19 protein-coding genes are annotated in these 21,544 nt (G+C 69.6%); 7 read left to right on the top strand and 12 right to left on the bottom strand.

What is annotated here, in order from left to right; all coding sequences use genetic code 11:
• Nucleotides 1-65: 65 nt before the first annotated feature.
• Entirely contained in the window at nt 66-1,475 is a 1,410-nt protein-coding gene (locus ACO073_RS08315) for a hypothetical protein (protein ID WP_421996706.1), read from the bottom strand.
• A gap of 137 nt (nt 1,476-1,612) precedes the next feature.
• Between ACO073_RS08315 and ACO073_RS08310 the strand changes: the two genes are divergently transcribed.
• Both ACO073_RS08310 and ACO073_RS08305 read left to right on the top strand, forming a co-directional pair.
• Nucleotides 1,613-2,707 carry an efflux RND transporter periplasmic adaptor subunit gene (locus ACO073_RS08310; protein ID WP_421996705.1) on the top strand — a complete coding sequence of 365 codons (1,095 nt, stop codon included), beginning with the start codon at nt 1,613-1,615 and terminating at the stop codon, nt 2,705-2,707.
• A 4-nt stretch (nt 2,708-2,711) separates the two neighbouring features.
• Nucleotides 2,712-5,855, top strand: a complete 3,144-nt coding sequence (locus ACO073_RS08305; protein WP_421996704.1) for an efflux RND transporter permease subunit — start codon at nt 2,712-2,714, stop codon at nt 5,853-5,855.
• A gap of 13 nt (nt 5,856-5,868) precedes the next feature.
• Here ACO073_RS08305 and ACO073_RS08300 read toward each other — a convergent pair whose 3' ends face one another.
• The gene (locus ACO073_RS08300; protein WP_421996703.1) at nt 5,869-6,549 is read right to left on the bottom strand and encodes a nitroreductase family protein; all 681 of its coding nucleotides are present in this window, start codon (nt 6,547-6,549) and stop codon (nt 5,869-5,871) included.
• On the bottom strand, nt 6,546-7,091 hold the full coding sequence (locus ACO073_RS08295; protein ID WP_421996702.1) for a VOC family protein: 546 nt from the start codon (nt 7,089-7,091) through the stop codon (nt 6,546-6,548). Before ACO073_RS08295 ends, ACO073_RS08300 begins: the two co-directional genes overlap by 4 nt.
• Nucleotides 7,092-7,156: 65 nt before the next feature.
• Between ACO073_RS08295 and ACO073_RS08290 the strand changes: the two genes are divergently transcribed.
• Entirely contained in the window at nt 7,157-8,431 is a 1,275-nt protein-coding gene (locus ACO073_RS08290) for an amidase (protein WP_421996701.1), read from the top strand.
• Nucleotides 8,428-9,228: an aspartate dehydrogenase gene (locus ACO073_RS08285; RefSeq protein WP_421996700.1), complete on the top strand. Its 801-nt coding sequence runs from the start codon at nt 8,428-8,430 to the stop codon at nt 9,226-9,228. The genes ACO073_RS08290 and ACO073_RS08285 overlap by 4 nt, the downstream gene beginning before the upstream one ends.
• Before the next feature lie 57 nt (nt 9,229-9,285).
• Here ACO073_RS08285 and ACO073_RS08280 read toward each other — a convergent pair whose 3' ends face one another.
• On the bottom strand, nt 9,286-9,537 hold the full coding sequence (locus ACO073_RS08280; RefSeq protein WP_421996699.1) for a hypothetical protein: 252 nt from the start codon (nt 9,535-9,537) through the stop codon (nt 9,286-9,288).
• Nucleotides 9,538-9,702: 165 nt separating this feature from the next.
• On the bottom strand, nt 9,703-10,842 hold the full coding sequence (locus tag ACO073_RS08275) for a mandelate racemase/muconate lactonizing enzyme family protein (protein ID WP_421996698.1): 1,140 nt from the start codon (nt 10,840-10,842) through the stop codon (nt 9,703-9,705).
• A 374-nt stretch (nt 10,843-11,216) separates the two neighbouring features.
• Here ACO073_RS08275 and ACO073_RS08270 point away from each other — a divergent pair, with 374 nt between their 5' ends.
• From ACO073_RS08270 to ACO073_RS08260, 3 genes are all read left to right on the top strand, one after another.
• A complete protein-coding gene (locus tag ACO073_RS08270; RefSeq protein WP_421996696.1) occupies nt 11,217-11,675 on the top strand; it encodes a MarR family winged helix-turn-helix transcriptional regulator in 459 nt (152 codons plus the stop codon).
• 21 nt (nt 11,676-11,696) lie between these two features.
• Entirely contained in the window at nt 11,697-12,098 is a 402-nt protein-coding gene (locus ACO073_RS08265; protein WP_421996694.1) for a DUF1398 family protein, read from the top strand.
• 124 nt (nt 12,099-12,222) lie between these two features.
• Nucleotides 12,223-13,092: a TauD/TfdA dioxygenase family protein gene (locus ACO073_RS08260; RefSeq protein ID WP_421996692.1), complete on the top strand. Its 870-nt coding sequence runs from the start codon at nt 12,223-12,225 to the stop codon at nt 13,090-13,092.
• A 158-nt stretch (nt 13,093-13,250) separates the two neighbouring features.
• On the opposite strand, the gene ACO073_RS08255 is transcribed toward ACO073_RS08260, so the two are convergent.
• From ACO073_RS08255 to ACO073_RS08225, 7 genes are read right to left on the bottom strand one after another with little or no spacing between them, the layout of a single operon-like run.
• A complete protein-coding gene (locus tag ACO073_RS08255; RefSeq protein ID WP_421996690.1) occupies nt 13,251-14,039 on the bottom strand; it encodes an ABC transporter permease in 789 nt (262 codons plus the stop codon).
• A gap of 3 nt (nt 14,040-14,042) precedes the next feature.
• Complete coding sequence (locus ACO073_RS08250; protein ID WP_421996688.1) at nt 14,043-14,840, bottom strand: ABC transporter ATP-binding protein; 798 nt, start codon at nt 14,838-14,840, stop codon at nt 14,043-14,045.
• Between the two features lie 4 nt (nt 14,841-14,844).
• Nucleotides 14,845-15,837 (bottom strand): ABC transporter substrate-binding protein, encoded by a 993-nt coding sequence (locus ACO073_RS08245; protein WP_421996687.1) that lies wholly within the window; start codon nt 15,835-15,837, stop codon nt 14,845-14,847.
• Complete coding sequence (locus ACO073_RS08240) at nt 15,834-16,535, bottom strand: TetR/AcrR family transcriptional regulator (RefSeq protein ID WP_421996686.1); 702 nt, start codon at nt 16,533-16,535, stop codon at nt 15,834-15,836. The genes ACO073_RS08245 and ACO073_RS08240 overlap by 4 nt, the downstream gene beginning before the upstream one ends.
• Before the next feature lie 14 nt (nt 16,536-16,549).
• Nucleotides 16,550-18,292, bottom strand: a complete 1,743-nt coding sequence (locus ACO073_RS08235; RefSeq protein WP_421996685.1) for a hydantoinase B/oxoprolinase family protein — start codon at nt 18,290-18,292, stop codon at nt 16,550-16,552.
• Nucleotides 18,289-20,379 (bottom strand): hydantoinase/oxoprolinase family protein, encoded by a 2,091-nt coding sequence (locus ACO073_RS08230; protein WP_421996684.1) that lies wholly within the window; start codon nt 20,377-20,379, stop codon nt 18,289-18,291. The genes ACO073_RS08235 and ACO073_RS08230 overlap by 4 nt, the downstream gene beginning before the upstream one ends.
• Nucleotides 20,380-20,434: 55 nt before the next feature.
• A complete protein-coding gene (locus ACO073_RS08225) occupies nt 20,435-21,535 on the bottom strand; it encodes an FAD-dependent oxidoreductase (RefSeq protein ID WP_421996683.1) in 1,101 nt (366 codons plus the stop codon).
• Nucleotides 21,536-21,544 lie beyond the last annotated feature (9 nt).

Genomic DNA, 21,544 nt, shown 5'->3' with positions numbered 1-21,544 from the left:
ATCACTTAACTAATGAGCCGGCGACGATCTTTCAAGGGAAATCGACGATTCTCGAGGGTCCTGGGCTAAGGGCAGGCGCCGGCGGCCTGGCTCACCACGTCGGGATCGCTGCAGGCCGTGCAGGCATTGCCGTAGGTCTTGCGGCTGCCGTCGCGACGCTCGCCGCAGGCCGGCCGGTGCTCGCGCGTGCACATCTGCGGTCGCGGATCGGCGCAGCGGCCGCCGGCGACGGGCATGGATTCGGGCGCCAGCTCGGCCCGCGTCAGCGTGAACAGGAACGGGTTGGGCCGATACTCGCTCAGCGTGCCCACGAGCGCGATCCGCGAACCCACGGCCGGCAGCGTCGACAGCGGATGGGCCATCACGACATGCACGTCGGCGACGTTGCCGGCCTGCGCCTCCTCGGTCACGGCCGCCTCGATGACCTCGGGCGTGGCGGTGATCACCTTCACCGGGATCTTGATGCGGGTGCCGCCCTGCTGCTTGTCGACGATCGCCTGCCACAGCTTGTCCGCAGCCGCCCGGTTGGCCGGGCCGGCGTCGCGATAGCGCAGGATCAGCACCCAGTCGGCAAAGGTGAGCGCGCCGGGCTCGTTCTCCTCGAGGAGCTGCAGCGCCATCTCCTCGGGCGTGAGCGCCTTGGGGATCGACTTCACGAAGCCACCGGGCGGCGACTTCTCGCCCGCGACCACCCGTTTCAGCAGCTCGTCCCAGCCCTCTTCGCTGCCGCGGTACAGGCGGTAGCGCGAGCGCACGTATCGGTCGATCTCCTTGGCCGCCGCCTCGTTGCCGGCGGCGCGGGCGATGGCGATCGACCGCGCTGCGAACCAGAAGCCCAGCGCGTCGAGCGGCTTGCCCTCGAGCTGCGACACCGCGAGCTGGTAGACGTCCTGAAGATTGTCCGGCTCGGCGGCCACCGCCTCGCGGAAGTAGCCGCGCGCCTTGTCGTAGTCCTTGGCCTGCAGGGCGGCGTAGCCCAGCGCCCCATTGAAGACTGCGCTCAGGCGCTGCCGGCTCCGGGCGAAGCCGGCATCGTCGAGCGACGCGGGCTTCTGCCACTTCGCCAGCGCCGCGAGCCCCTCCTGCGCCGTGGCGACCATCGGACCCAGCGCCGCCCCGTCGCCCTGGACCGCCCGGGTCCGGCCGGCATAGACGCGGTAGGCCAGCGCATCGACGTTCTCCGGGTCGATCTGCAGCAGCTTGCCCGCGATGAAGTCGGCCTTTTCCGGCTGCCGCGCCGCCGCCCAGGCCGCCATCGCCTGCGCATAGGCCTCGTTGCGCAGCACGCTGCCGGGGTACCAGGCGATGAACACTTCCATCGCCGTCGCCCGCCGGGCCGGATCGGTCGTGGCCTGCGCCTTCTTGTACGCGTCGTACTCGGCGGGATTGGCAAAGCTGCTCCTGTCCTGGGCCAATGCCTCGACGGCGCCCAGGGTGAAGATCAACGTCAAGACGAGCAGCAGCCGACGCACCATGGCAGAGCGGGTCCCTTCCTTGTTACGGTTCCAAAATGCCGTGACCGGTCTTTCGAATTGGGGCAGTGTTCGGCAGGTTACTACGGGCGGGGACGAAGACAATGAGTGAACGGCGCACATCGATTGCGGCGCTTGTAGTGGCATGTCTGGTCGGACCCCTCGTCCCCGGGCCGGACGCGCGCGCCCAGCAGGGCGCCGCGCCGCCGGCGGTCCTCGTCCAGCCGGCAGAAGCGACGCCGATCGCCGACCAAGCCGAGTTCATCGGCCGTGTCGCCGCCGTCGACAAGGTCGAGCTGCGCGCCCGGGTCAAGGGCATCCTCGGCCCCCGCCTGTTCAACGAGGGCGACATGGTGAAGAAGGACCAGGTCGTCTTCACCATCGAGCCCGAGACCTACCAGGCCGCGGTCGACCAGAAGGCCGCCCAGCGCGACGCCGCGGCGGCGGCCCTCACCAACGCCGAACTGCAGCTTTCGCGGGCCTCCGAGCTGCTGAAGTCGAACACCGGCACCAAGCAGACCTACGACCAGCGCCTCTCCGAGCAGCTCCAGGCCAAGGCCCAGCTCGAGGATGCCAAGGCGCAGCTGCGCGATGCCGAGATCCAGCTCTCCTACACCAAGATCGTGTCGCCGATCGACGGCCGCATCGGCCGCGCCGCGGTCTCGCCCGGCAACCTGGTCGGGCCGGACTCCGGCGTGCTGGCGACGGTGGTCAGCGAGACGCCCATCCGGGTGCTCTTCTCGGTGACCCAGCGCGAGCTGCTCGAGGCCAAGCGCGACACCAGCCTCGGCGACCCGCCGATCGCCCGCCTCAAGCTGGCCGATGGCAGCCTCTACAAGGAAAAGGGCAAGGTCGACTTCATCGACGTCACGGTCGATGCCAAGACGGACGGCCAGATCGTGCGCGCGACCTTCGACAACAAGCAGGGGCTGCTGACCGACGGCCAGACCATCCGGGTCATCCTCGAAGACGACAAGCCGCAGACCGTGGTCGCCGTGCCGCAGCAGGCGATCGCCCTCGACCAGACCGGGTCCTACCTCTTCACCGTCGACGACAAGAACGTGGCGCACCTGCAGCGCATCAAGACCGGCATCGTCCGCAACGGCCTGCAGGTCGTGACGGAGGGGCTGAAGGCCGGCGAGAAGGTCGTGGTGCAGGGCCAGCAACGCATCCGCAATGGCATGACCGTGGCACCGAGTCCGGTCGCGCCGCCGGAAAAGCCCAAGCAGCAGTAGCGCCATGACCATCTCGTCGCTGTTCATCCGCCGGCCGCGGCTGGCCTTCGTCGTCTCGACGGTCATCGCCATCGCCGGCGTGCTGGCGATGACCGCCCTGCCGGTGGCCCAGTTCCCCGACATCGTGCCGCCCCAGGTCAAGGTGACCGCCACCTACCCGGGCGCCTCGGCCCAGGCGGTCGAGGAGAGCGTGGCCCAGGTCATCGAGGGCCAGGTCAACGGCGTCGAGCGCATGCTCTACATGAAGTCGACGTCGGGCGGCGACGGCAGCTATTCGCTGACGATCAGCTTCGAGGTCGGCTCGGATCCCGACCTCAACACGGTCAACGTCACCAACCGCGTCAACGCCGTGCTGGCCCTGCTGCCGCCCGAGGTCCAGCGGCTGGGCGTCACCACCAAGAAACAGTCCTCGGCGCTCCTGCAGGTCGTGGCGGTCTATTCGCCCAAGGGCTCGCGCGACGGGCTCTTCCTCAGCAACTTCGCGACCATCACGCTGCTCGACACGCTGCGCCGCGTGCCCGGCGTCGGCGATGCCGCCCTTTTCGGCGCGCTCGACTACTCGATGCGCGTGTGGCTGAACCTCGACCGCATGTCGAGCCTCGACATCACGGCCGAGGAGGTCGTGAAGGCGATCCAGGCGCAGAACGTCCAGGCGGCGGTCGGCCTGGTCGGCGCCGCCCCGCTGCTCGACGATGTCGGCTTCCAGCTCAACATCACGACCCAGGGCCGCATGACGACGGTCCAGGAGTTCGAGAACATCGTGGTGCGCGCCAAGGGCGACGGCTCGCTGGTGCGCATCAAGGACATCGCCCGCGTCGAGCTCGGCGCCAAGAGCAGCGATTCGGTCGGCCGCTACAACGGCAGGCCGGCCGCCGGCATCCAGATCTACCAGCTCCCCGGCGCCAACGCGCTCGCCACGGCGCAGGGCGTGCGCAAGGCGCTCGACGACCTCAAGCCGCGCTTCCCCGACGACGTCGCCTACGACGTCATGTACGACACGACGGTGTTCGTCGAGGCCACGATCGAGAGCGTGATCCACACGCTGATCGAGGCCTTCGTCCTGGTGGCGATCGTCGTCTTCATCTTCCTCGGCAACTTCCGCGCCACGCTGATCCCCATCGTCGCGGTGCCGGTGGCCCTGATCGGCACCTTTGCCGTCATGCTGGCGCTCGGCTTCTCGGCCAACACCATCTCGCTGCTGGCGCTGGTGCTGGCGATCGGCATCGTCGTCGACGACGCCATCGTCGTGGTCGAGGCGGTCGAGCACATCCTCGAGCACGAGCCCGATCTAACGCCGGCCCAGGCGACCGAGAAGGCGATGGGCCAGGTCACCGCGCCCATCATCGCCATCACCCTGGTGCTGCTGTCGGTCTTCATCCCGACCGCGTTCATTCCCGGCATCACCGGCCAGCTCTACCAGCAGTTCGCCGTCGCGGTGTCGGTGTCGATGGTGATCTCGGCCATCAACGCGCTCTCGCTGTCGCCGGCGCTGTGCTCGCTGATCCTGCGCCATCGCGGCAAGCCCCGCGGCGTCATGGCCTGGCTGCAGAACGGCATCGACAGGAGCCGCGACGGCTATGTCCGGCTGGTGACGCCGATCGCGCGGCGGACCTTCCTGGCGCTGATCCTGGTCGGCGGCTTCGTCGTGGCGACCGGCGGCGTCGGCAGCCTGGTGCCGACCGGCTTCCTGCCCGACGAGGACCAGGGCGCCTTCATGGCCGAGGTGCAGCTGCCCGACGCCGCCTCGACCAACCGCACGCTGGCCTCGATCCAGGAGGTCGAGCAGAAGATCATCGGCAAGCCGTGGATGCAGAGCATCTTCACGGTCTCGGGCTACAGCCTGCTCGACGGGCTGAACATGCCCAACCGCGCCCTGGTCGTGGTCGGGCTGAAGCCCTTCGCCGAGCGCAAGGATGCGAGCCTCAGCGTCTTCCACGCGCTCGACGAGCTGAACGCGGCCTTCCAGCAGATCGCCTCGGCCAACGTCTTCGCCTTCAACCTGCCGCCGATCATGGGTCTCGGCAATTCGTCGGGCTTCGAGTTCGTGGTCCAGTCGCTGGCCGGCGCGCCGCCGACCGACCTCGCCGCCGTCGCCCGCGGCATCATGATCGCGGCGAAGCAGGTGCCGCAGCTCGCCGGCGTGTTCACGACCTATGCCGCGTCGACGCCGCAGATCAACCTCAAGCTCGACCGCGAGCGCGCCCAGGCGCTGGGCGTCGGCATCTCCGACATCTTCTCGGCCATGCAGACGACGCTGGGCGGCACCTACACCAACGACTTCAACCTGTTCGGCCGCGTCTGGCAGGTCAAGGTGCAGGCCGACGCCGCCGACCGCAGCACGGTCAACGACATCTACCGGGTGCGCGTGCGCTCCTCCAACGGCGAGCTGGTGCCGCTGCAGGCCGTCGCCAGCGTCGAGCTGGTGACCGCGCCCTCGTCGATCGTGCGCTACAACAACCTGCGCTCGGTCGTGCTGAACGGCGCGCCGGCGCCCGGCTACTCGTCGGGCGACGCGATCGCCGCCATGGAGACCCTCGCCCGCTCGAACCTGCCGGCCGGCTACGGCTTCGAATGGACCGGCACGGCGCTGCAGGAGAAGGCCGCGAGCGGCCAGACCGGGTTCATCCTGGGCCTCGCCGTCGTCTTCGCCTACCTCTTCCTGGTCGGCCTCTACGAGAGCACGGCGATCCCGATCGCCGCGCTGCTGTCGGTGGCGGTGGGCCTGTTCGGCGCCGTGCTGGCGCTGTTCCTCACCGGTCTCGACAACAACATCTTCGCCCAGATCGGCATCGTGGTGCTGATCGCGCTGGCCGCCAAGAACGCCATCCTGATCATCGAGTTCGCGATGGAGGAACGCGAGCACGGCAAGAGCATCGTGGACGCCGCGACGACGGCGGCCAGCCTGCGCTTCCGCGCCGTCATGATGACCTCCTTCGCCTTCATCCTGGGCCTGGTGCCGCTGGTCATCGCCTCCGGCGCGGGTGCCGCCACCCAGCGCGCCGTCGGCACCGCGGTGTTCGGCGGCATGATCGCCGCCTCCTTCCTCGGCATCTTCGTGATCCCGGGCCTGTACGTCGCCTTCCAGACCTTCCGCGAGAAGGTCAAGGGCTGGGGCCGCAAGGCCCCGCCCGCCGAGCCGCACGCCTAGGCTCGTCCAAGCGTCAGGAGAAGACGGTGCAGATCTCGGCCAGACTCTTCTTCTCGGTGGCGTGGCGCGGGATGGTGGCGTCGGCCGCCGGGTAGCCCGTGACCAGCAGGATGTAGGGCTTCTCCTCCTTCGGCCGGCCGCAGATCTCGTTCAGGAAGCCCATCGGGCTCGGCGTGTGGGTGAGCGTCGCCAGCCCCGCCTGGTGCAGGGCCGCGATCAGCAGCCCGGTGGCGATCGAGACCGATTCCGGCACGAAGTAGTTCTTGCGTATCACGCCGTCGGCGCTGGCGCTCGAGCGGGCGCCGAAGATGCAGATCAGCCAGGGCGCGGTCTCGAGGAACGGCTTGTCGGGATCGGTGCCGAGGGGCCGGAGCGCCGCCAGCCATTCGGCGCCCGCCTTGCCGGCGTAGAAGGCGCGCTCCTCCTCCTCGGCGGCGCTGCGGATGCGCGCCTTGCGCGCGGCGTCGCCGACCACCACGAAGTGCCAGGGCTGGTGGTTGGCGCCGGAGGGCGCCGTCGCCGCCACCGCGATGCAGCGCTCGATCAGCGCCAGCGGCACCGGCCGGTCGGCGAAGTCGCGCACCGTGTGGCGGCGGCGCATGACGGCGAGGAAGGCGTCGGCGCGGCGCTGCATCTCGGCCGGCGTCAGCTCCTCGTAGTCGGGCAGCGGGATGGGCTCGTACTCGGTCGTCATGCCGGCGTCGTCGCCTCGATCAGCGCGGGATCGTGCAGGGTCGTGTCCTGGCCGGGCGGCGGCATGCGGACCGCGTCCTCCAGCGTGAGCGTCTGGCGCCATTCCTCGGCCGGCCGGGCGCGGCCGTCGGTGCCGATCTGGTCGACGCCCCAGTAGAGCTCGAGATGGTGGCCGTCCGGATCCAGGAACTCGACCGAGACCTGGCAGCCGGCGCGGCGGCGGCCCTCGTAGACGATGCGGGCGCCGTGCTTCCTCAGGTGGTCGCGGGCGCGGAACACCTCGTCGAGCGTGGCGAGCTCGAAGGCGAGATGATGCAGCGTGCCGCGCGCCTCGCCCGGCGGCGGCGCCTTGCCGACCAGCGCGAGGCAGTGATGGTCGCCGTTGCAGCGCAGGAACACCATGCCGCCCGGCATCATGCCGTCGGGATAGACGTCGGAGACCTTGAAGCCCAGCAGCTCGGTGTAGAAGCGCTTCGAGGCCTCGAGATCGGCGACGTTCAGGACGACGTGTCCCAGCTTGCGGACGGCGAAGGGCACGGGCATGGGCCTACCTTTCCCGGATGGGGTCCGTCATCATGGACCCGACGACGCACCAGGGGGAAGCATCGATGGCGAAATCGCCCAGCCGTCTCACGGCCAGCGAGGCCGTGCTGCACATGGCCCAGAAGCGGCTCAAGGCCCGCGACCTGGTCGAGGCCTGCCTCGACCGCATCGACGCGCGCGAGGGCGAGGTGCATGCCTGGGAAGCGCTCGACCCCGAGGGCGCCCGCAAGCGCGCCGACCTGCTCGACAGGCGCAGCCGCCCCGTCGGGCCCCTGCACGGCATCCCGCTGGCGGTGAAGGACATCATCTCGACCCGGACGATGCCGACGACCTGCGGCTCGCCGATCTACCGCGACCATGTCGTGGGCAAGGATGCCGACTGCGTCACCCGGCTGGTGAAGGCCGGCGCCATCGTGCTCGGCAAGGCGGTGACCACCGAGTTCGCCGGCGCCCATGCCGGCAAGACCCACAACCCGCACAATCTTCGCCACACGCCGGCCGGCTCCTCCTCGGGCTCGGCGGCCGCCGTCGCCGACTTCATGGCGCCGGTCGGCTACGGCACGCAGACGGCAGGCTCGGTGATCCGGCCCGGCGCCTTCAACGGCGTGGTCGCCTACAAGGGCAGCTTCGGCTGGGCCGACATGAGCGGCGTCAAGACCTATGCGCCGAGCCTCGACACGCTGGGCTTCTTCGCCCGCGAGGCCAACGACCTGGCGCTGATCCGCGCCGCCTACGGGCACGAGCCGGCCGATCCGCCGGCCGCGCCGCCGCGCATCGGCCTCGTCCGCACGCCGTGGTGGGAGCTGGCCGAGCCCTACAACAGGAAGAACATCGAGACGGCGGCGCGGACGCTGCGCGCCGCCGGCGCCCGCGTGCGCGAATGGACGGCGCCCGAGAGCTGGGCCGCGCTCCTGCCGGCGCAGCATCGCATCATGACGAAGGAGGCGACTCAGTCGTTCGCCAAGGAGCGCGCGCGCTTCGCCGCCCTCTTCTCGCCCTCGCTGCAGACGGTGATGGAGGAAGGCGATGCCGTCACGCGCAAGCAGTATGCCGATGCCAAGAAGCGCAAGCGCACGGCCCTCGCCCAGCTTGCCGAGGCCTGGCAGAGCTTCGACCTGCTGCTGGCGCCGGCGGCGAAGGGCGAGGCGCCGGCCGGGCTCGGCAGCACCGGCGATCCCGTGTTCAACCGCTTCTGGACGCTGCTCGGCACGCCCTGCATCGCGCTGCCCTTCAACACCGGCCCGTTCGGCCTGCCCCTCTCGGTGCAGCTCGTCGGCCGACCGGGCGACGACGACCGCCTGATCTCGGCGGCGCGCTGGGTCGAGCGCGCGCTCGCGTGAGCGTTCGGCTCGGCCTGATCGGCTACGGCGCGATCGGGCGGCAGGTCGAGGCCGCGCTGGCGGCCGGCGGCATCGACAACCTCGAGCTGGTCGCCGCCCTGGTGAAGCGGCCGCGTCCCGCCGGCCCCGAGGCGGAACGGCTGACCCACGATCCCGAGCGCTTCTTCGCCCATCGCTTCGACGCAGTGGCCGAATGCGCGGGCCACGAGGCGGTGCGCAGCCACGGCCAGCGCGCGCTGGAGGGCGGCGCCGACCTGCTGGTGACCTCGGTCGGCGCCTTCACCGACACCGCGCTGTTCGACCGGCTGCTGGCCGCGGCCCGAGCCGCCGGCCGGCGCCTGATCCTGCCGTCGGCCGGCATCGGCGCGCTCGACATCCTGAGCAGCGCCGCGGTCGGCGGGCTGGACCGGGTCACCGTGACGGTGCGCAAGGATCCCTCGGCGTGGAAGGGCACGCCGGCCGAGACGCTGGTCGACCTCGACGCGCTGGCCGCCCCGCATACGCTGTTCGACGGGCCGGTGCGCGAGGGCGCGCGGCTCTATCCGCAGAACGTCAACATCTCGGCCGCCGCCGCCATCGCCGGGCTCGGCCTCGACGCCACGCGCCTGGTGATCGTGGCCGATCCCGGGATCGACAGCCACGTGGTCGAGCTCGAGGCGGCCGGCGCGTTCGGCTCCTTCACCTTCCGCGAGGACGTCGCCGTCAGCGCGGAGAACCGCAAGACCGGCAAGCTGGTCGCCATGGCGATGGTGAGATCGGTGCGCCAGCTCGCCTCGACGCTGGTCGTGGCGGCGTAGCGAAAGTAGCGAATGTCGTTCCTCCCCGGCTTCGCCGGGGAGGAACGCGGTTCCCTGTCAACGCCGGCGCGGTACCAGCTTCCAGATCGGGTCGAGCACGCGGAAGCGGCGGCCGTCCAGGGTCGAGAGCTGCTCGCGGTAGCCGAGCACCTCGACCTGGAGCGCGTCGCCGGCGCCGCCCGGGAGCTTGTCCTTCGGCACGACCGGCGTCAGGCGGATCGGCTGGTCGGCGTCGAAGAGCTCGGCAGCGGCCCGCTCCTCGGCGGTCCGGGGGCGGAGGAAGTTCGACAGGACGGAAGGTGCACTCATGGGCTGCTCCTTGAACGCCATCGAGGGCGCTTTCGGGCGGATCAGTAGCAGTCCCACGGGCAGGATATGTGAGTTTCGCCACGTCCCGGACGAATGCCACGATCGCGCCACAAGAGCACTGCGCGGGCGTGTCCGGCCGGTCACACTCTTGTCGACCGCACGGCGTCAGACGTAACCCGGCCCCTCGATCACCGGATGAGCCGCGAGGAAGGCCTCGTCGATCTCGACGCCGATTCCCGGCCGTTCGAGCGGCCGCACGCAGCCGTCGCGGCCGATCTTCCAGGGCTCGCTGCCCAGCTCGTCGCGGAACTTGTTGGCCAGCGACAGGTCGGCCTCGAAGTAGCCGCCATTGTCGATCGCCGCGAGCAGGTGGATCGAGACGGCGTGGTTGAGCCCGGTCATCGAACTGTGGGGATGGACCGGCAGCTTCCACATCGAGGCGGCGGCGGCGATGCGCTGGACCTCGGTGATGCCGCCGCTCTTGGAGAGGTCGGGCTGCAGGATGGTGATGGTGCCGTCCTCGATCACGCGGTGGAACTCGAAGCGCGTGTAGTGGTTCTCGCCGGCCGCCAGCGGCGTGCGGCCGAAGCCCCTGGCCAGGGCATAGGAGCGGTGGTCGTGCGCCGGGAACGGCTCCTCCAGCCAGCCGATGCCGAGCTCGTCCATCGCCGGCATCACGCGGCGCACGTCGGCCACCGTGTAGCCGGTGTTGGCGTCGGTCAGGATGTCGATGGCATCGCCGAAGCGGCGGCGCACCGCGCTCATGCGCGCGATGTCGTCGGCTACCGTGTCGCCGATCCGGAGCTTCAGCGCCCGGTAGCCCGCCTCGACCATCGGCTCGGCCTCGGCGACCAGCGCCTCGGGCGGCTGGTAGCCCAGCGAGATGCCGCCGGCATAGGCCGGCACCGGCTTCGCGCTGCCGCCCAGCAGCCGGTACAGCGGCCAGCCCACGGCCTTGCCCCGGACGTCCCACAACGCCTGGTCGATGCCGCTCATGGCCATCGCCGTCGCCGCGCCCATGCCGTGGCTGCCGAGCTGGAACTTGTAGATGCGGCTCCAGATGCCGACCGTGTCGGTGGCGTCCTGGCCGACCACGAAGTCCTTCAGCGTGGTGTTGATCAGGTGCCCGATGCTGCCCGGCGCACGCGCATGGTGGCTCTCGCCCCAGCCCACGATCCCGTCCTCGGTCGTCACCTTCACCATGACGCAGTCGCGCTTGGTCATGGTGCCGATGCCCAGCGACACCTGCCGCTCCTTCGGCACCCGGAAGCTGGTGGGAAAGGCTTTGACGTCGACGATCTTCATGGTTTCCCCCTCCACCCGCGAATTCAGATAATTGCGCAAGTTTCGCTGATGGTTTCGGCGGTCCGCCAGGGCCTGGCCTGACCGAGACCGACGGCTTCCCAGCCCGGATCGCGGCCCGGCCGGCCCTGTCGCAGATGGACGATGAATAGAGCAGCCGCCACTATAACTCAAGTGCTTGTCCCTGTTAAGTCCGACGCCCGCTCGATCGGCGTCAGCTCCGCCACGCAGTGACTTTTGAGGCTCCAGGAGACGCCCGGCCTTGGGCTCGATTCCGGTTGCCACACTTGGTCTTGCAGCGGGCCCAAGCCGAGAACCGCAGCTAGTTGACTTGGCAATCATCCCCGACTAGTTTCCTTGTCAATCAAGGAGATCGCATGACCGCGAAGCCGGTGTCCGCCCTCACCGACCATCTCGGCTTCTGGCTGCGGGCCGTGTCCAACCACGTGTCGCATGCCTTCGCCGCCAAGGTTGCCGCCCATGGGGTCACGGTCGCCGAATGGGTCGTGATGCGCTCGCTCTACGGCCGGGAGCCGACGGCCCCCAGCCGCCTGGCGGCGGAGATCGGGCTGACGCGCGGGGCCATCACACGACTGGCCGACCGCCTGATCGCCAAGTCGCTGATCGTCCGCCGCGCGAGTGCCGAGGATGGACGGGCACAAACCCTCGCCCTGACGAAGCGGGGAGCGGACCTCGTGCCGGCGCTGGCGGACCTCGCCGACCGCAACGACGCGGCGTTCTTCGAGCATCTCTCCGCCGACGACCGGAAGCGCCTGGGCAGGATGCTGAGGCACCTGGTGGAGCGCGGCCGGATGACCGCGATCCCGATCGACTGACCCCATCGAGGAGCAATCGCCATGGACGAACACAGGACGAGCGTCGCCAGGACCTGTCTCGAGGCCGCGGAGACGAACGCAATGACCTTCCCGCAGATCGTCGGTGCCTTGATGGCGGCCGGCTTCGAGAGCTACGCGGTCGATTTCCGCCGCGCCGTCGCGACCTACTACCTTCCCGATGGCGACAGCATCGAGCTCGCCACCCACGGGACCGATGCGGCGGTCGCGCCCGCCTTCGACATCGCCGGCCTCGGCGCGGCCATCCGGGAGGCCCAGCAGCTCGTGCCGGGCTACACCTACCGGGGCTTCTGCCGGAAGGCCGCCGCCGCCGGGTGCGCGGCCTACCTCGTATCCTTCACGGGCCGCCGCGCCCTCTACATCGGCCGGAGCGGCGAGACTCACGTCGAACACTTTCCGGACTGACGCCGGTCCGGCCGGCCCGGCTCGAACGGCGCCGGCCGGCCTTCGCCTGCCGAAAGAACCGTGTTGGTGGCCGCGGGGACTTCCCTCAGGATGGTCCGGTCGTTCTCTCGCCCGGGAGTACATCATGACCGTCACCATCACGCCGCTCACGCCCGTCTTCGCCGGCGAGGTGGGCGCGATCGACCTGCGCCAGGTGAAGGACCGCGAATCGCTGGAGGCGATCCGCGCCGGCATGGACAAATACGCCGTGCTGGTGTTCCGCGACCAGCAGTTCACCAACGAGGAGCAGCTGGACTTCGCCCAGCGCTTCGACGGCACCCTGCATGCCCGCACCTCCTCCTCGGCGATCGGCGCCAACCGGTTCGGCAACGAGGCCATTGCCGACGTCTCGAACGTCGACCGGGATGGCCGGATCCGGGACGCCAACAACCGCATGCGCGCCTCCTCGGTCGCCAACCGGCTGTGGCATACCGATGCCTCGTTCGTCGATCCGCCGGGCCGCTACTCGATGCTGTCGGCGCGGGTCGTGCCGCCGGTGCGGGCCGATACCGAGTTCGCCGACATGCGCGCCGCCTACGACGCGCTCGACGCGGAGACCCGCGCGTCGATCGAGGGGCTGCGCGTCTTCCATTCCATCGTCTATTCCCGCCACGTGCTGGGCTTCGACTTCAGCGACGACGAGCAGGAGAAGCTGAAGGGCGCCGTCCATCCGCTGGTCCGCACCATCCCGACCTCGGGCCGCCGCGCCCTCTACCTCGCCTCGCATGCCGCCCATGTCGTCGACTGGCCGGTGCCGGAGGGCCGCCTGCTGCTGCGAGACCTGATGGATCACGCGACCCAGCCGCAATTCACCTACCGCCACATCTGGCGGCCGCATGACTTCGTGATCTGGGACAATCGCTGCACCATGCACCGCGCCCGCCCGTTCGACGACAAGACCCACCGCCGCGAGATGCGCCGGACGACGACGCTGGATCTTCCGCTGCCGGCTTGAGGAGCAGGCGTCCTTACCCTCCCGCCTTCGGGTCGCGCGCCGTCGAAGGGAAGAGAAGCGTGAGGCCTGACTGCGGACTTCTGATGGGCGCCAGCAGTCCGCATCCTCTCGAGCCATCTGTCGGTGGCATGCCCGTACGACCCACGCCAATCCGTCCCTCACTCGCCGCCGCTGTGGCGGCCGCGCTGCGAGACGTGCCAGGGCAGGCAGAGCCGCTCGGCGTAGTCGAGCACGAAGAACAGCAGCGTGCCGAAGATGCCCAGCAGCACCAGACAGACGAACACGGCGACGGTGTCGAACTGGCCCTGCGCCACCAGGATCTGGAAGCCCAACCCCTGGCTGCCAGCCACGAACTCGCCCACGATGGCACCGACCAGCGCGAAGGAGATGCCCACCTTCATGCCGGCGAACAGGCTGGGCAGCGCGCAGGGGAACTTGATCTTGGCCAGCACCGCCAACGGCGACGCCCGCGAGACACGGGCCAGGTGCAGCATGTCGGGATCGACCGATCGCAGCCCCAGCACGGTGTCGATCACGATGGGGAAGATGGCGAGCATCAGGGCGATGGCCACCTTGGGCTCGCTGCCCGTGCCCATCCAGATGACGAAGAGCGGCGCGAGCGCCACCTTGGGAATCGAGTTCAGGGCGACCAGCAGCGTGTAGATCGTGCGTTCGAGCAGCTTCGAGGAGACGATCGCCACGGCCAGCAGCACGCCCAGGACGACGGCCAGGGCGAAGCCCAGGCACGTCATGCCCAGCGTGAAGCCGAGCTGGCGCATGAACACCCCCGGCGTCTGCAGGAAAGCGGCGACGATGGCGCTCGGCGCCGGCAGGATCAGCGGCGGTGGCTGGAAAAACCAGACGCCCGCCTCCCACAAGAGCAGGGTGGCGGCCAGGACCGCGACGACGTCGCGCGCCTCGCTCGCCCCAAGCAGGCGCTTCAGCATCGGCTACTCCTTGACGATCCCGAGTTCGGCGAAATGATGCCGGACGTGCGCGACGTAGCGGCCGAAGTCGGCGCTCTCGCGGACCGCCAGCGAGCGCGGCCGAGGCAGGTCGATGGAGACGATCTCCATGATGGAGCCCGGAGCGCGCCCCATCATCACCACACGGTCCGAGAGGAACACCGCCTCGGCGATGGAATGGGTGATGAACAGCAGGGTCTTGCGCGTCTCCTGCCAGATGCGCGCCAGCTCGAGGTTGAGGTCGTCGCGCGTCATCGCATCGAGGGCTCCGAACGGCTCGTCCATCAGCAGAAGCTGCGGGTCTGAGAGCAGCGCACGGCAGATCGAGGCGCGCTGGCGCATGCCGCCCGACAGCTCCCACGGATAGCGATGCTCGAACGAGCCCAGCCCGAAGCGCCCCAGAAGCCCGAGGGCGCGCTCGCGATAGCCGGCCGTCGGCTTGCCGCTGAGCTCGACGGAGAGCAGCACGTTCTGGAGGATGGTCCGCCAGTCGAGCAGGACGTCGCGCTGGAACACGACGCCCAGCCCGTCCGGCGGTCCATCGATCCGACGGCCCTCGACCATGATCTCGCCGGCGCTCAGGCCCTCGAGCCCGGCTACAAGCTTGAGCAGCGTGCTCTTGCCACAGCCGGAAGGCCCGACGACGCTGACGAACTCGCCGACGCCGAGGTCGAGGTCGATGCCCGCCAGGGCAGGCACCGGCCCGCGCGGCGACGCATAGGTCTTGCCCACGTTGCGCAGGCAGACGTGCGCGGCGCCGAGAAGGGGCGATGCCTCCGGCACGATCTCAGTCCATCAGGGCGTTGGTGAAGTAGTCGTCGGCCTTCCAGCCGGGCTTGACCACGCCGGCCCCCTCGAGCGTCTTCAAGGTAGCCTCCCAGTCGGCCTTCGCCTGCCAGCCGATCGGCTTGCCCTTGGTCGCCGGCGTCTCGAAGAAGTCGAGGGACATGACGATCTGGCTGCGCTGGACGTCCGGCTTGAGACGGGCGTCCGGGCGCGCGGCGAGCATCGCCTTGACGCCGAGCTCGGGATCCTTGCGAATCTGCTCCCAGGCGCGCTGCTGGGTCTCGATCAGCTTCCGTAGCGCCGGGCCGCGCTTGGCAATGGTATCCTCCTTCACGACCAGCCCGTAGCTCATGAAGGTCAGACCCGCATCGGAGGCCCACAGGCACTTGGACGGCCGCGATGCCTCGGCGACCGGCAGCGCCGAGCTCGCCGTCGACATCAGGCCGTCGGCCCGCTTGGCGATGTAGGTGCCCCAGAGGGCGGCGGGATCGACGAAGTCGATCTTCGCGGTCTCCCGGTTGAGGCCGCCCGACTTCAGGTAGGGATCGATCAGCGGCGCCCAGGGGCTGGCGGCGAACACGACCACGGTCTTGCCCTTGAGGTCCGCCGCCTTGGTCATGGGCGAGGACTTGTCGACCAGCACGCAGAGATCGGTCTTGGGCATGAAGGTGGCGATCGCCTTCAGCTGCGCACCCTGGGCGCGCGCAGATCCGAGCAGCCCCACCTGCACCTGCCCGACATCGACCTGACCGGCATTCACCAGCTGGATGGTGTTGCCCGACCCGCGGCCGTCCTGGACGTCCACGTCGAGCCCGGCCGCCTTGAACATGCCCTGCTGGTTCGCCAGGTGCATGGCCGCCTGCACGCCCCACGGCGCGAAATCGAGGCGCACCGACATCTTCTCCTGGGCGGCCGCCGGAGCGGCCAGCGCCCCCATCAGCCCCGCCGCGGCGATCGTCGCCGCCACCCATCGCTGCCAAGAAATCCTGCTCATCCCTGTCTCCTTTCGCCTGATTGGGCCGCCGGCATGTCCTGCCCGTCCGGCGACGGATGCACGAGATAGGCCAGCACCATGTCGACGACGTGCCGGCGCCGCGCGGCGACGCGACGGGGCGTCACCAGGGGGCGGTCGAGCAGCCACGACAGCGTGTGCTGGTTGGACAGAAAGAAGTAGGCCAGACCCGAGATCGACAGGTAGAGGTCGATCACGTCGACGCCGGGCCGGAACATTCCCTCCGACTGACCACGCTGCAGGATCGTCCGGAGCGTGTCGAGAAGGTCCCCGTAGAGCGGCTTGACCGTGGTCGAGCGCCGCAGGTTTCGGGCGTAGTGGATGTTCTCGACGCTCATCAGCCGGATCAGCTCCGGCGTGGCGACGAAGTGGTCGAAGGTGTTGGTGACCAGCCGGCGCATCGCCTGGTCCGGCGGCAGCGCCAGCAGCTCGTCGTCCCGCTGGTGGGCGCGCAGGCCCGCCCAGATGGCCTCGATCACCGCCAGGTAGAGGTCTTCCTTGGACCCGAAGTAATGATAGAGCAGGTTCTTGTTGACGGCGCAGGCCGTGGCGATGCGGTCCATCCTGGCGCCGCTCAGCCCGTGGTCGACGAACTCGGCCTGCGCGACCGCGAGGATGTGAGCCCGCGTCGCTGCGGCATTGCGCGTGCGGCGCGGCGGCGTCATCTCGACGGCCTCCATCGAGTCCCGCCGCCTCAGGCCGCGGTCGCGACCGGCCGCGCGCGTCCGCGCGCATCGCGCAGGGCGGCGGTGGCATCGCGGTCGAGCGTACTCTCGGGCGTCAGCACGACGGCATGGAAGCGCTCGGCATAGTCGCGCGAGATCTTGCCTTCGAGGAAGTCTTCGAACACGGCTTCGGGCGGCCGCTCGAGCGGATCGCCGAAGCCGCCGGCGCCGGCCTGCTCGTGGACGATCAGTGTGCCCTGCTGAACGCTGGTGGTGATCTTGCCGGGAAGGGCGCGCCGCTCGCCGCCGACCTCCATGTAGTTGCTGGACTTTCCGCCCGGCTGGCCGCCGGACAGGCCGTACGGCGCGAACCGCACACGATCGGTGCGCATCTGCAGGAGCGCCTCGGCGGCGAGGATGCGATAGGTCCGCCGGATGCCCACCCCTCCGCGAAAGCGGCCTGCGCCGCAGCTGTCGGGCACGAAGGCGTATTCCTCGATGCGCACGGGATGCTCGGCCTCCATGATCTCGACGGGCATGTTCGAGAGGTTCTGCGAGGCGTTGGTTACCGCTTCCAGGCCGTCCTTGTCCGGCCGCCCTCCCCACGCGCCGCAGATCATGTCGACGATGATGAAGGGCTCCCGGTTCGGGCGCAGCCCGCTGATGCAGATCACGCTGTTGCCGCCCTCGCCCGCCGCGGGAACCTTGTCCGGCACGATCTGCGCCAGGGCACCCAGCATGGCGTCGAAGACGCGATAGCCGGTAAGGGCACGCGCGGCGCAGGCACCCGGCATCGCCGGATTGAGGATGGAGGCCTCGGGGGCGGTCACGTCGACGCAGCGGAACAGGCCGACATTGTTCGGGATATCCTTGGCCAGCACGCAACGCACGCTCAGATAGGTGAGTGAGCGCGTGAAGCTCAGGGTCGAGTTGAGCGCGCCACGGACCTGTGGCGAGGAGCCGGAATAGTCGACGGCAAGCGTGCCGTCGTCGCGCACCGTGATGGCGACCGAGATCGGGATCGGCGCGTCGGACAAGCCGTCGCTGTCGATATGGTCGGTGAACCGCCAGGTGCCGCGCGGCCAGGTGAGGATCTCCTGCCGGGTCAGCCGCTCGGCGTAGTCGAGCAGTTCCTGCATGTAGGCTTCGAGCTCGTCGGCGCCGTAGCGCTGCATGAGCTTCTCCAGGCCGCGGCGACCGACCTGGGCGGCGGCATACTGGGCCGCGAGGTCGCCCAGCACGCGGTCCGGCACGCGCACGTTGATCCGGATCAGCTTCTCCAGGGTGCGGTTGATGCGGCCCTGCTCGTAGAGCTTGAGCGGCGGCATCCGCAGGCCTTCCTGGTAGATCTCGGTCGAATCGGAGGCATTGGAGCCCGGCACCCGGCCGCCGACATCGGTGTGATGGCAGATCACGACCGCGAAGGCCCGGCGCACCCCGCCGTGGAAGATCGGCACGAACATGAAGATGTCCGGCAGGTGCATGCCGCCATGATAGGGATCGTTCATGATCACCACGTCGCCGTCATGCAGATCGTCGGCAAAGGCCGTCAGCACCGAGTCCATGGCTTCGGGAATGGCGCCGAGATGCTGGGCGATGGTCTTTGCCTGTGCCACCATCTGGCCGTCGGCGGCGCACAGCGCAGCCGAGAAATCCATCACGTCCTTGACGATCTCGGATCTGGCGGTGCGGACCACCGTGTAGGCCATCTCGTCGGCGATCGAATCCAGGCCGTTCTTGACGACGGCGAAGGTGATCGGATCGATCTTCATGCGGCAATCTCCACGACGATGCAGCCGATCGCATCGCAATGCACGGTGGCGTCCGGGGGCACGACGACGGTGGCGTCGAACTCCTCGACGATCAAGGGACCGGGGCGCGGGACGCTGCCGAGGGCCTGGCGGCCCACGATCGGGACCGGCACGGCGGGCTCGCCGCGCGCGAACGACACGGCGCGGCTCGCGGCGGCGGTCGTGCCGGCACGCGGCGCGATCTTCATGTCGGCGAAATCCAGCCGGTTGTCGCGCAGGCCGCGGCCGATCGCCCGCAGCTTCATGAGCTCGACGGGCGTCGTGTCGCGATAGCCATAGACCTTGAAGTACTCGTCCGCGAAGCGTTCGCGCAGCACCTCCAGGTCGTCGCCGTCGAGTGCGACGGTGAGCTCGCTGGCCTGGCCCTCGTGGCGCAACTCCGCCTCGAAGGCCACGACGCGGCGGTCAGGGCGGTAGCCGTCGCGGGCCAGCCTGGCATCGACCTCCTCGGCGAGGCCGCGCTGCAGGGCCGCGAGTTCGGCCGTCGCCAAGCGATCGAGACGGCACACGACGGTGGCGAGCGCGATGTGCTCGACGTCACTGGCCAGCATTCCGACCGAACAGAACACGCCGGAGAGCGGTGGCACGATGACCTTTGGAATGCCGAGCTGGCGGGCGAGATCGGGCGCATGGACGCCGCCGTTGCCTCCGAACGCCATCAGCACGAGATCGCGCGGATCGCGGCCGCGCTCCACCGTGACGGCCCGCACGGCACGCGCCATGTTGGCGTTCGCCACGGCGCGGATGCCGTGCGCGGCATCGACGATGCTGAGCCCCAGCGGGGCCGCGAGATGGTCGGCGATCGCCTTCTCGCTCAGCGACTTGTCGATTTCCAGGCGGCCGCCGGCCAAGCCATGCGGGTTGATGAAGCCGAGCACGACATTGGCGTCGGTCACCGTCGGTCGGTCATTGCCCATGCCGTAGCAGGCCGGGCCCGGAATCGCGCCCGCCGACTGAGGACCGACCACCAGCAGGCCTCCCTTGTCGATGGCGGCGATCGAGCCGCCACCCGCGCCCACCTCGGCAATGTCGATGGCCGGCACCTTCAGCATGTAACCGCCAGCCTTGACGAACCGGCTCGAGGTCGAGATGCCGTCGCGGAACTCGTACTCGGACGTCATCGTCGGCCGGCCGTCCTCGACGATCACGGCCTTGGCCGTCGTCCCGCCCATGTCGAAGACAATGACGTCGCGATCGCCGCGCGCCGCCCCCAGGCGCGCGGCGCCGATCACCCCGCCCGCCGGTCCGGAGGCGACGGCGAGCACAGGCTTCTCGCAGACCGCCTCCGCCGCCAGCATGCCGCCGTTGGAAGTCATGACGAGGATGGGTGCGGTGACGCCGACGCCGCGCAGGCCCTTTTCAAGACGCTGCAGGTAGCGCTGCATCGCGGCCAGCAGGTAGGCATTGACCACCGTCGTGCTCGTCCGCTCGTATTCCTTGATCTCCGGCAGGACGGCGCAGGAGCTCGTCACGAGGAGGCCGGGAATCGCTTCGCGCAGCAGCGCCTCGGCGCGCTGCTCATGGACCGGATTGCGATAGCTGTTCAGGAAGACGACGGCGATCGCCTCGATGCCGTCGGCGACCAGCGCGCGGCCCGCGTCGACGACGGCGCCCTCGTCGAGCGGCGACACGATCGAGCCGTCGGCGGCGATGCGCTCGGTGACTTCGAGTCGATGCCGGCGCGGGACCAGCGGCCGCGGCTTCTCCCAGGTGAGGTCGAACATGTCGGGCATGCGGATGCGGCCGATCTCCAGCACGTCACGGAAGCCGCGCGTGGTGATCAGCCCCGTTCGGGCTCCCGTCCTCTGCAGGATGGTGTTGGAGCCGACCGTGGTGCCGTGCATCACCTCGGCCACGTCCGCCGGATCGAGGCCGAGCTCGGCCAGCAGCTGAGCCACGCCCTCGATCACGGCGCGGCTGGGATCGTCGGGCGTAGAGGAGACCTTGCTCTGGTGAATCCGGCCGTCGGCCGTCGCCAACGCGATGTCCGTGAAGGTGCCGCCGATGTCGATCGCGACCTTGCTTGCCGTCGCCCCAGCCTCCGGCATGCCGCCCCCTTTAACTAACTATCTAGTTAATTGTGACGGTTGTCTTGCGGTGACGTCAAGGGGGCGCGGTCCCTGTCGGGACGTGGCGGACGGCGCGGAAGACGTCGCTGTCCCACGGCATTCCCTGGGCGAGCGCCCGCGTCGCCGCGAGATGCGCGGCGCTCGACTGGGTGTGATCGGTCAGGGGACGCTCGCGTGCCTCCCAGGCGGCAAGCGCGGCGGGCAAGTCGCCGCGGCTCACGCCCTCGACGGCAACGGCAAGCCCCAGTGCGTTCATCATGGCGCACCCCGCGCCCTGGGCCAGCGTCGGCGGCATGGCATGCGCGGAATCGCCGACGATCGCGACGCGGCCCGACGACCACCGGTCGAGCCGTGTCGTTTCGTAGACGTCGTAGCGCCCCCTCGTGCCGATCGCCTCCAGTGCCGGCCGCAGGTCGGGGAAGCATGAGGCCCACACGTCCGGATCGACGGGAATCGCCGACGCCTCGGCGTCGGCCACCGGCGCCATCATCGCCATGTAGAGCGAATCGGCGCCGCAAGGCGTGTAGAGAATGCGCAGGGTGCGCGGCGAGAAGGCCCAGAAGTCGATGACTTCGTCCCAGCGGCCGCCGACCAGCGGGCCACGCGGCACGAGCACGCGAACGATGCCGTCGATGTACTTTTTCCGCGTTCCGGGCAGGCCCAGCGAATCGCGCACCGCCGAGCGGACACCGTCGGCGCCAACCACCAGGTCGGCCTTCAGGCGGCGACCGTCGGCCAGATGCAGCTCGCCGTCCGGCGAGGCACCCACGGCCGCCGAGCTCGTGACCAGCTCGACCCCGGCCCGGCGTGCGGCCGCCAGGATGGCCGCGTAGAGATGCTGGCGCGACATGGTGAGCAGCCGGAAGTGTCCTTCGGCATTGACCCTGCCGAAGGACATGCAGGCGCCGTCGCGCTCGGTGCGATAGCCCGGCGCCGCATAGGCCCCGGCGGCCACGGCCTCGTAGGCCCCGATGGCCTCCAGCACGCGCAGGCCATTGTCCCAGATGAAGATGCCTGCACCGAAGGCGCGCAACTCATCGTCGATCTCGTGCACGCGCACCGTCCAGCCCCGCTGGCGCAGCGCGATCCCGGTCACCAGGCCGGCAAAGCCCGCGCCGGCGATCTCAGCGTGCATGCCCGTCCT

Source organism: Reyranella sp. (genome assembly GCF_965229815.1).
GTDB lineage: Bacteria > Pseudomonadota > Alphaproteobacteria > Reyranellales > Reyranellaceae > Reyranella.
The sequence above is the reverse complement of the archived record's forward strand: the minus strand, read 5'-3'. Positions and strand labels throughout refer to the sequence as shown.

Bases quoted from the DNA above. Each gene is read 5' to 3' on its own strand.
- ACO073_RS08315 (WP_421996706.1), bottom strand. From the start codon at position 1,475: ATGGTGCGTCGGCTGCTGCTCGTCTTGACGTTGATCTTCACCCTGGGC.
- ACO073_RS08305 (WP_421996704.1), top strand. From the start codon at position 2,712: ATGACCATCTCGTCGCTGTTCATCCGCCGGCCGCGGCTGGCCTTCGTC.
- ACO073_RS08300 (WP_421996703.1), bottom strand. From the start codon at position 6,549: ATGACGACCGAGTACGAGCCCATCCCGCTGCCCGACTACGAGGAGCTG.
- ACO073_RS08295 (WP_421996702.1), bottom strand. From the start codon at position 7,091: ATGCCCGTGCCCTTCGCCGTCCGCAAGCTGGGACACGTCGTCCTGAAC.
- ACO073_RS08290 (WP_421996701.1), top strand. From the start codon at position 7,157: ATGGCGAAATCGCCCAGCCGTCTCACGGCCAGCGAGGCCGTGCTGCAC.
- ACO073_RS08280 (WP_421996699.1), bottom strand. From the start codon at position 9,537: ATGAGTGCACCTTCCGTCCTGTCGAACTTCCTCCGCCCCCGGACCGCC.
- ACO073_RS08275 (WP_421996698.1), bottom strand. From the start codon at position 10,842: ATGAAGATCGTCGACGTCAAAGCCTTTCCCACCAGCTTCCGGGTGCCG.
- ACO073_RS08270 (WP_421996696.1), top strand. From the start codon at position 11,217: ATGACCGCGAAGCCGGTGTCCGCCCTCACCGACCATCTCGGCTTCTGG.
- ACO073_RS08265 (WP_421996694.1), top strand. From the start codon at position 11,697: ATGGACGAACACAGGACGAGCGTCGCCAGGACCTGTCTCGAGGCCGCG.
- ACO073_RS08260 (WP_421996692.1), top strand. From the start codon at position 12,223: ATGACCGTCACCATCACGCCGCTCACGCCCGTCTTCGCCGGCGAGGTG.
- ACO073_RS08255 (WP_421996690.1), bottom strand. From the start codon at position 14,039: ATGCTGAAGCGCCTGCTTGGGGCGAGCGAGGCGCGCGACGTCGTCGCG.
- ACO073_RS08245 (WP_421996687.1), bottom strand. From the start codon at position 15,837: ATGAGCAGGATTTCTTGGCAGCGATGGGTGGCGGCGACGATCGCCGCG.
- ACO073_RS08240 (WP_421996686.1), bottom strand. From the start codon at position 16,535: ATGGAGGCCGTCGAGATGACGCCGCCGCGCCGCACGCGCAATGCCGCA.
- ACO073_RS08235 (WP_421996685.1), bottom strand. From the start codon at position 18,292: ATGAAGATCGATCCGATCACCTTCGCCGTCGTCAAGAACGGCCTGGAT.
- ACO073_RS08230 (WP_421996684.1), bottom strand. From the start codon at position 20,379: ATGCCGGAGGCTGGGGCGACGGCAAGCAAGGTCGCGATCGACATCGGC.
- ACO073_RS08225 (WP_421996683.1), bottom strand. From the start codon at position 21,535: ATGCACGCTGAGATCGCCGGCGCGGGCTTTGCCGGCCTGGTGACCGGG.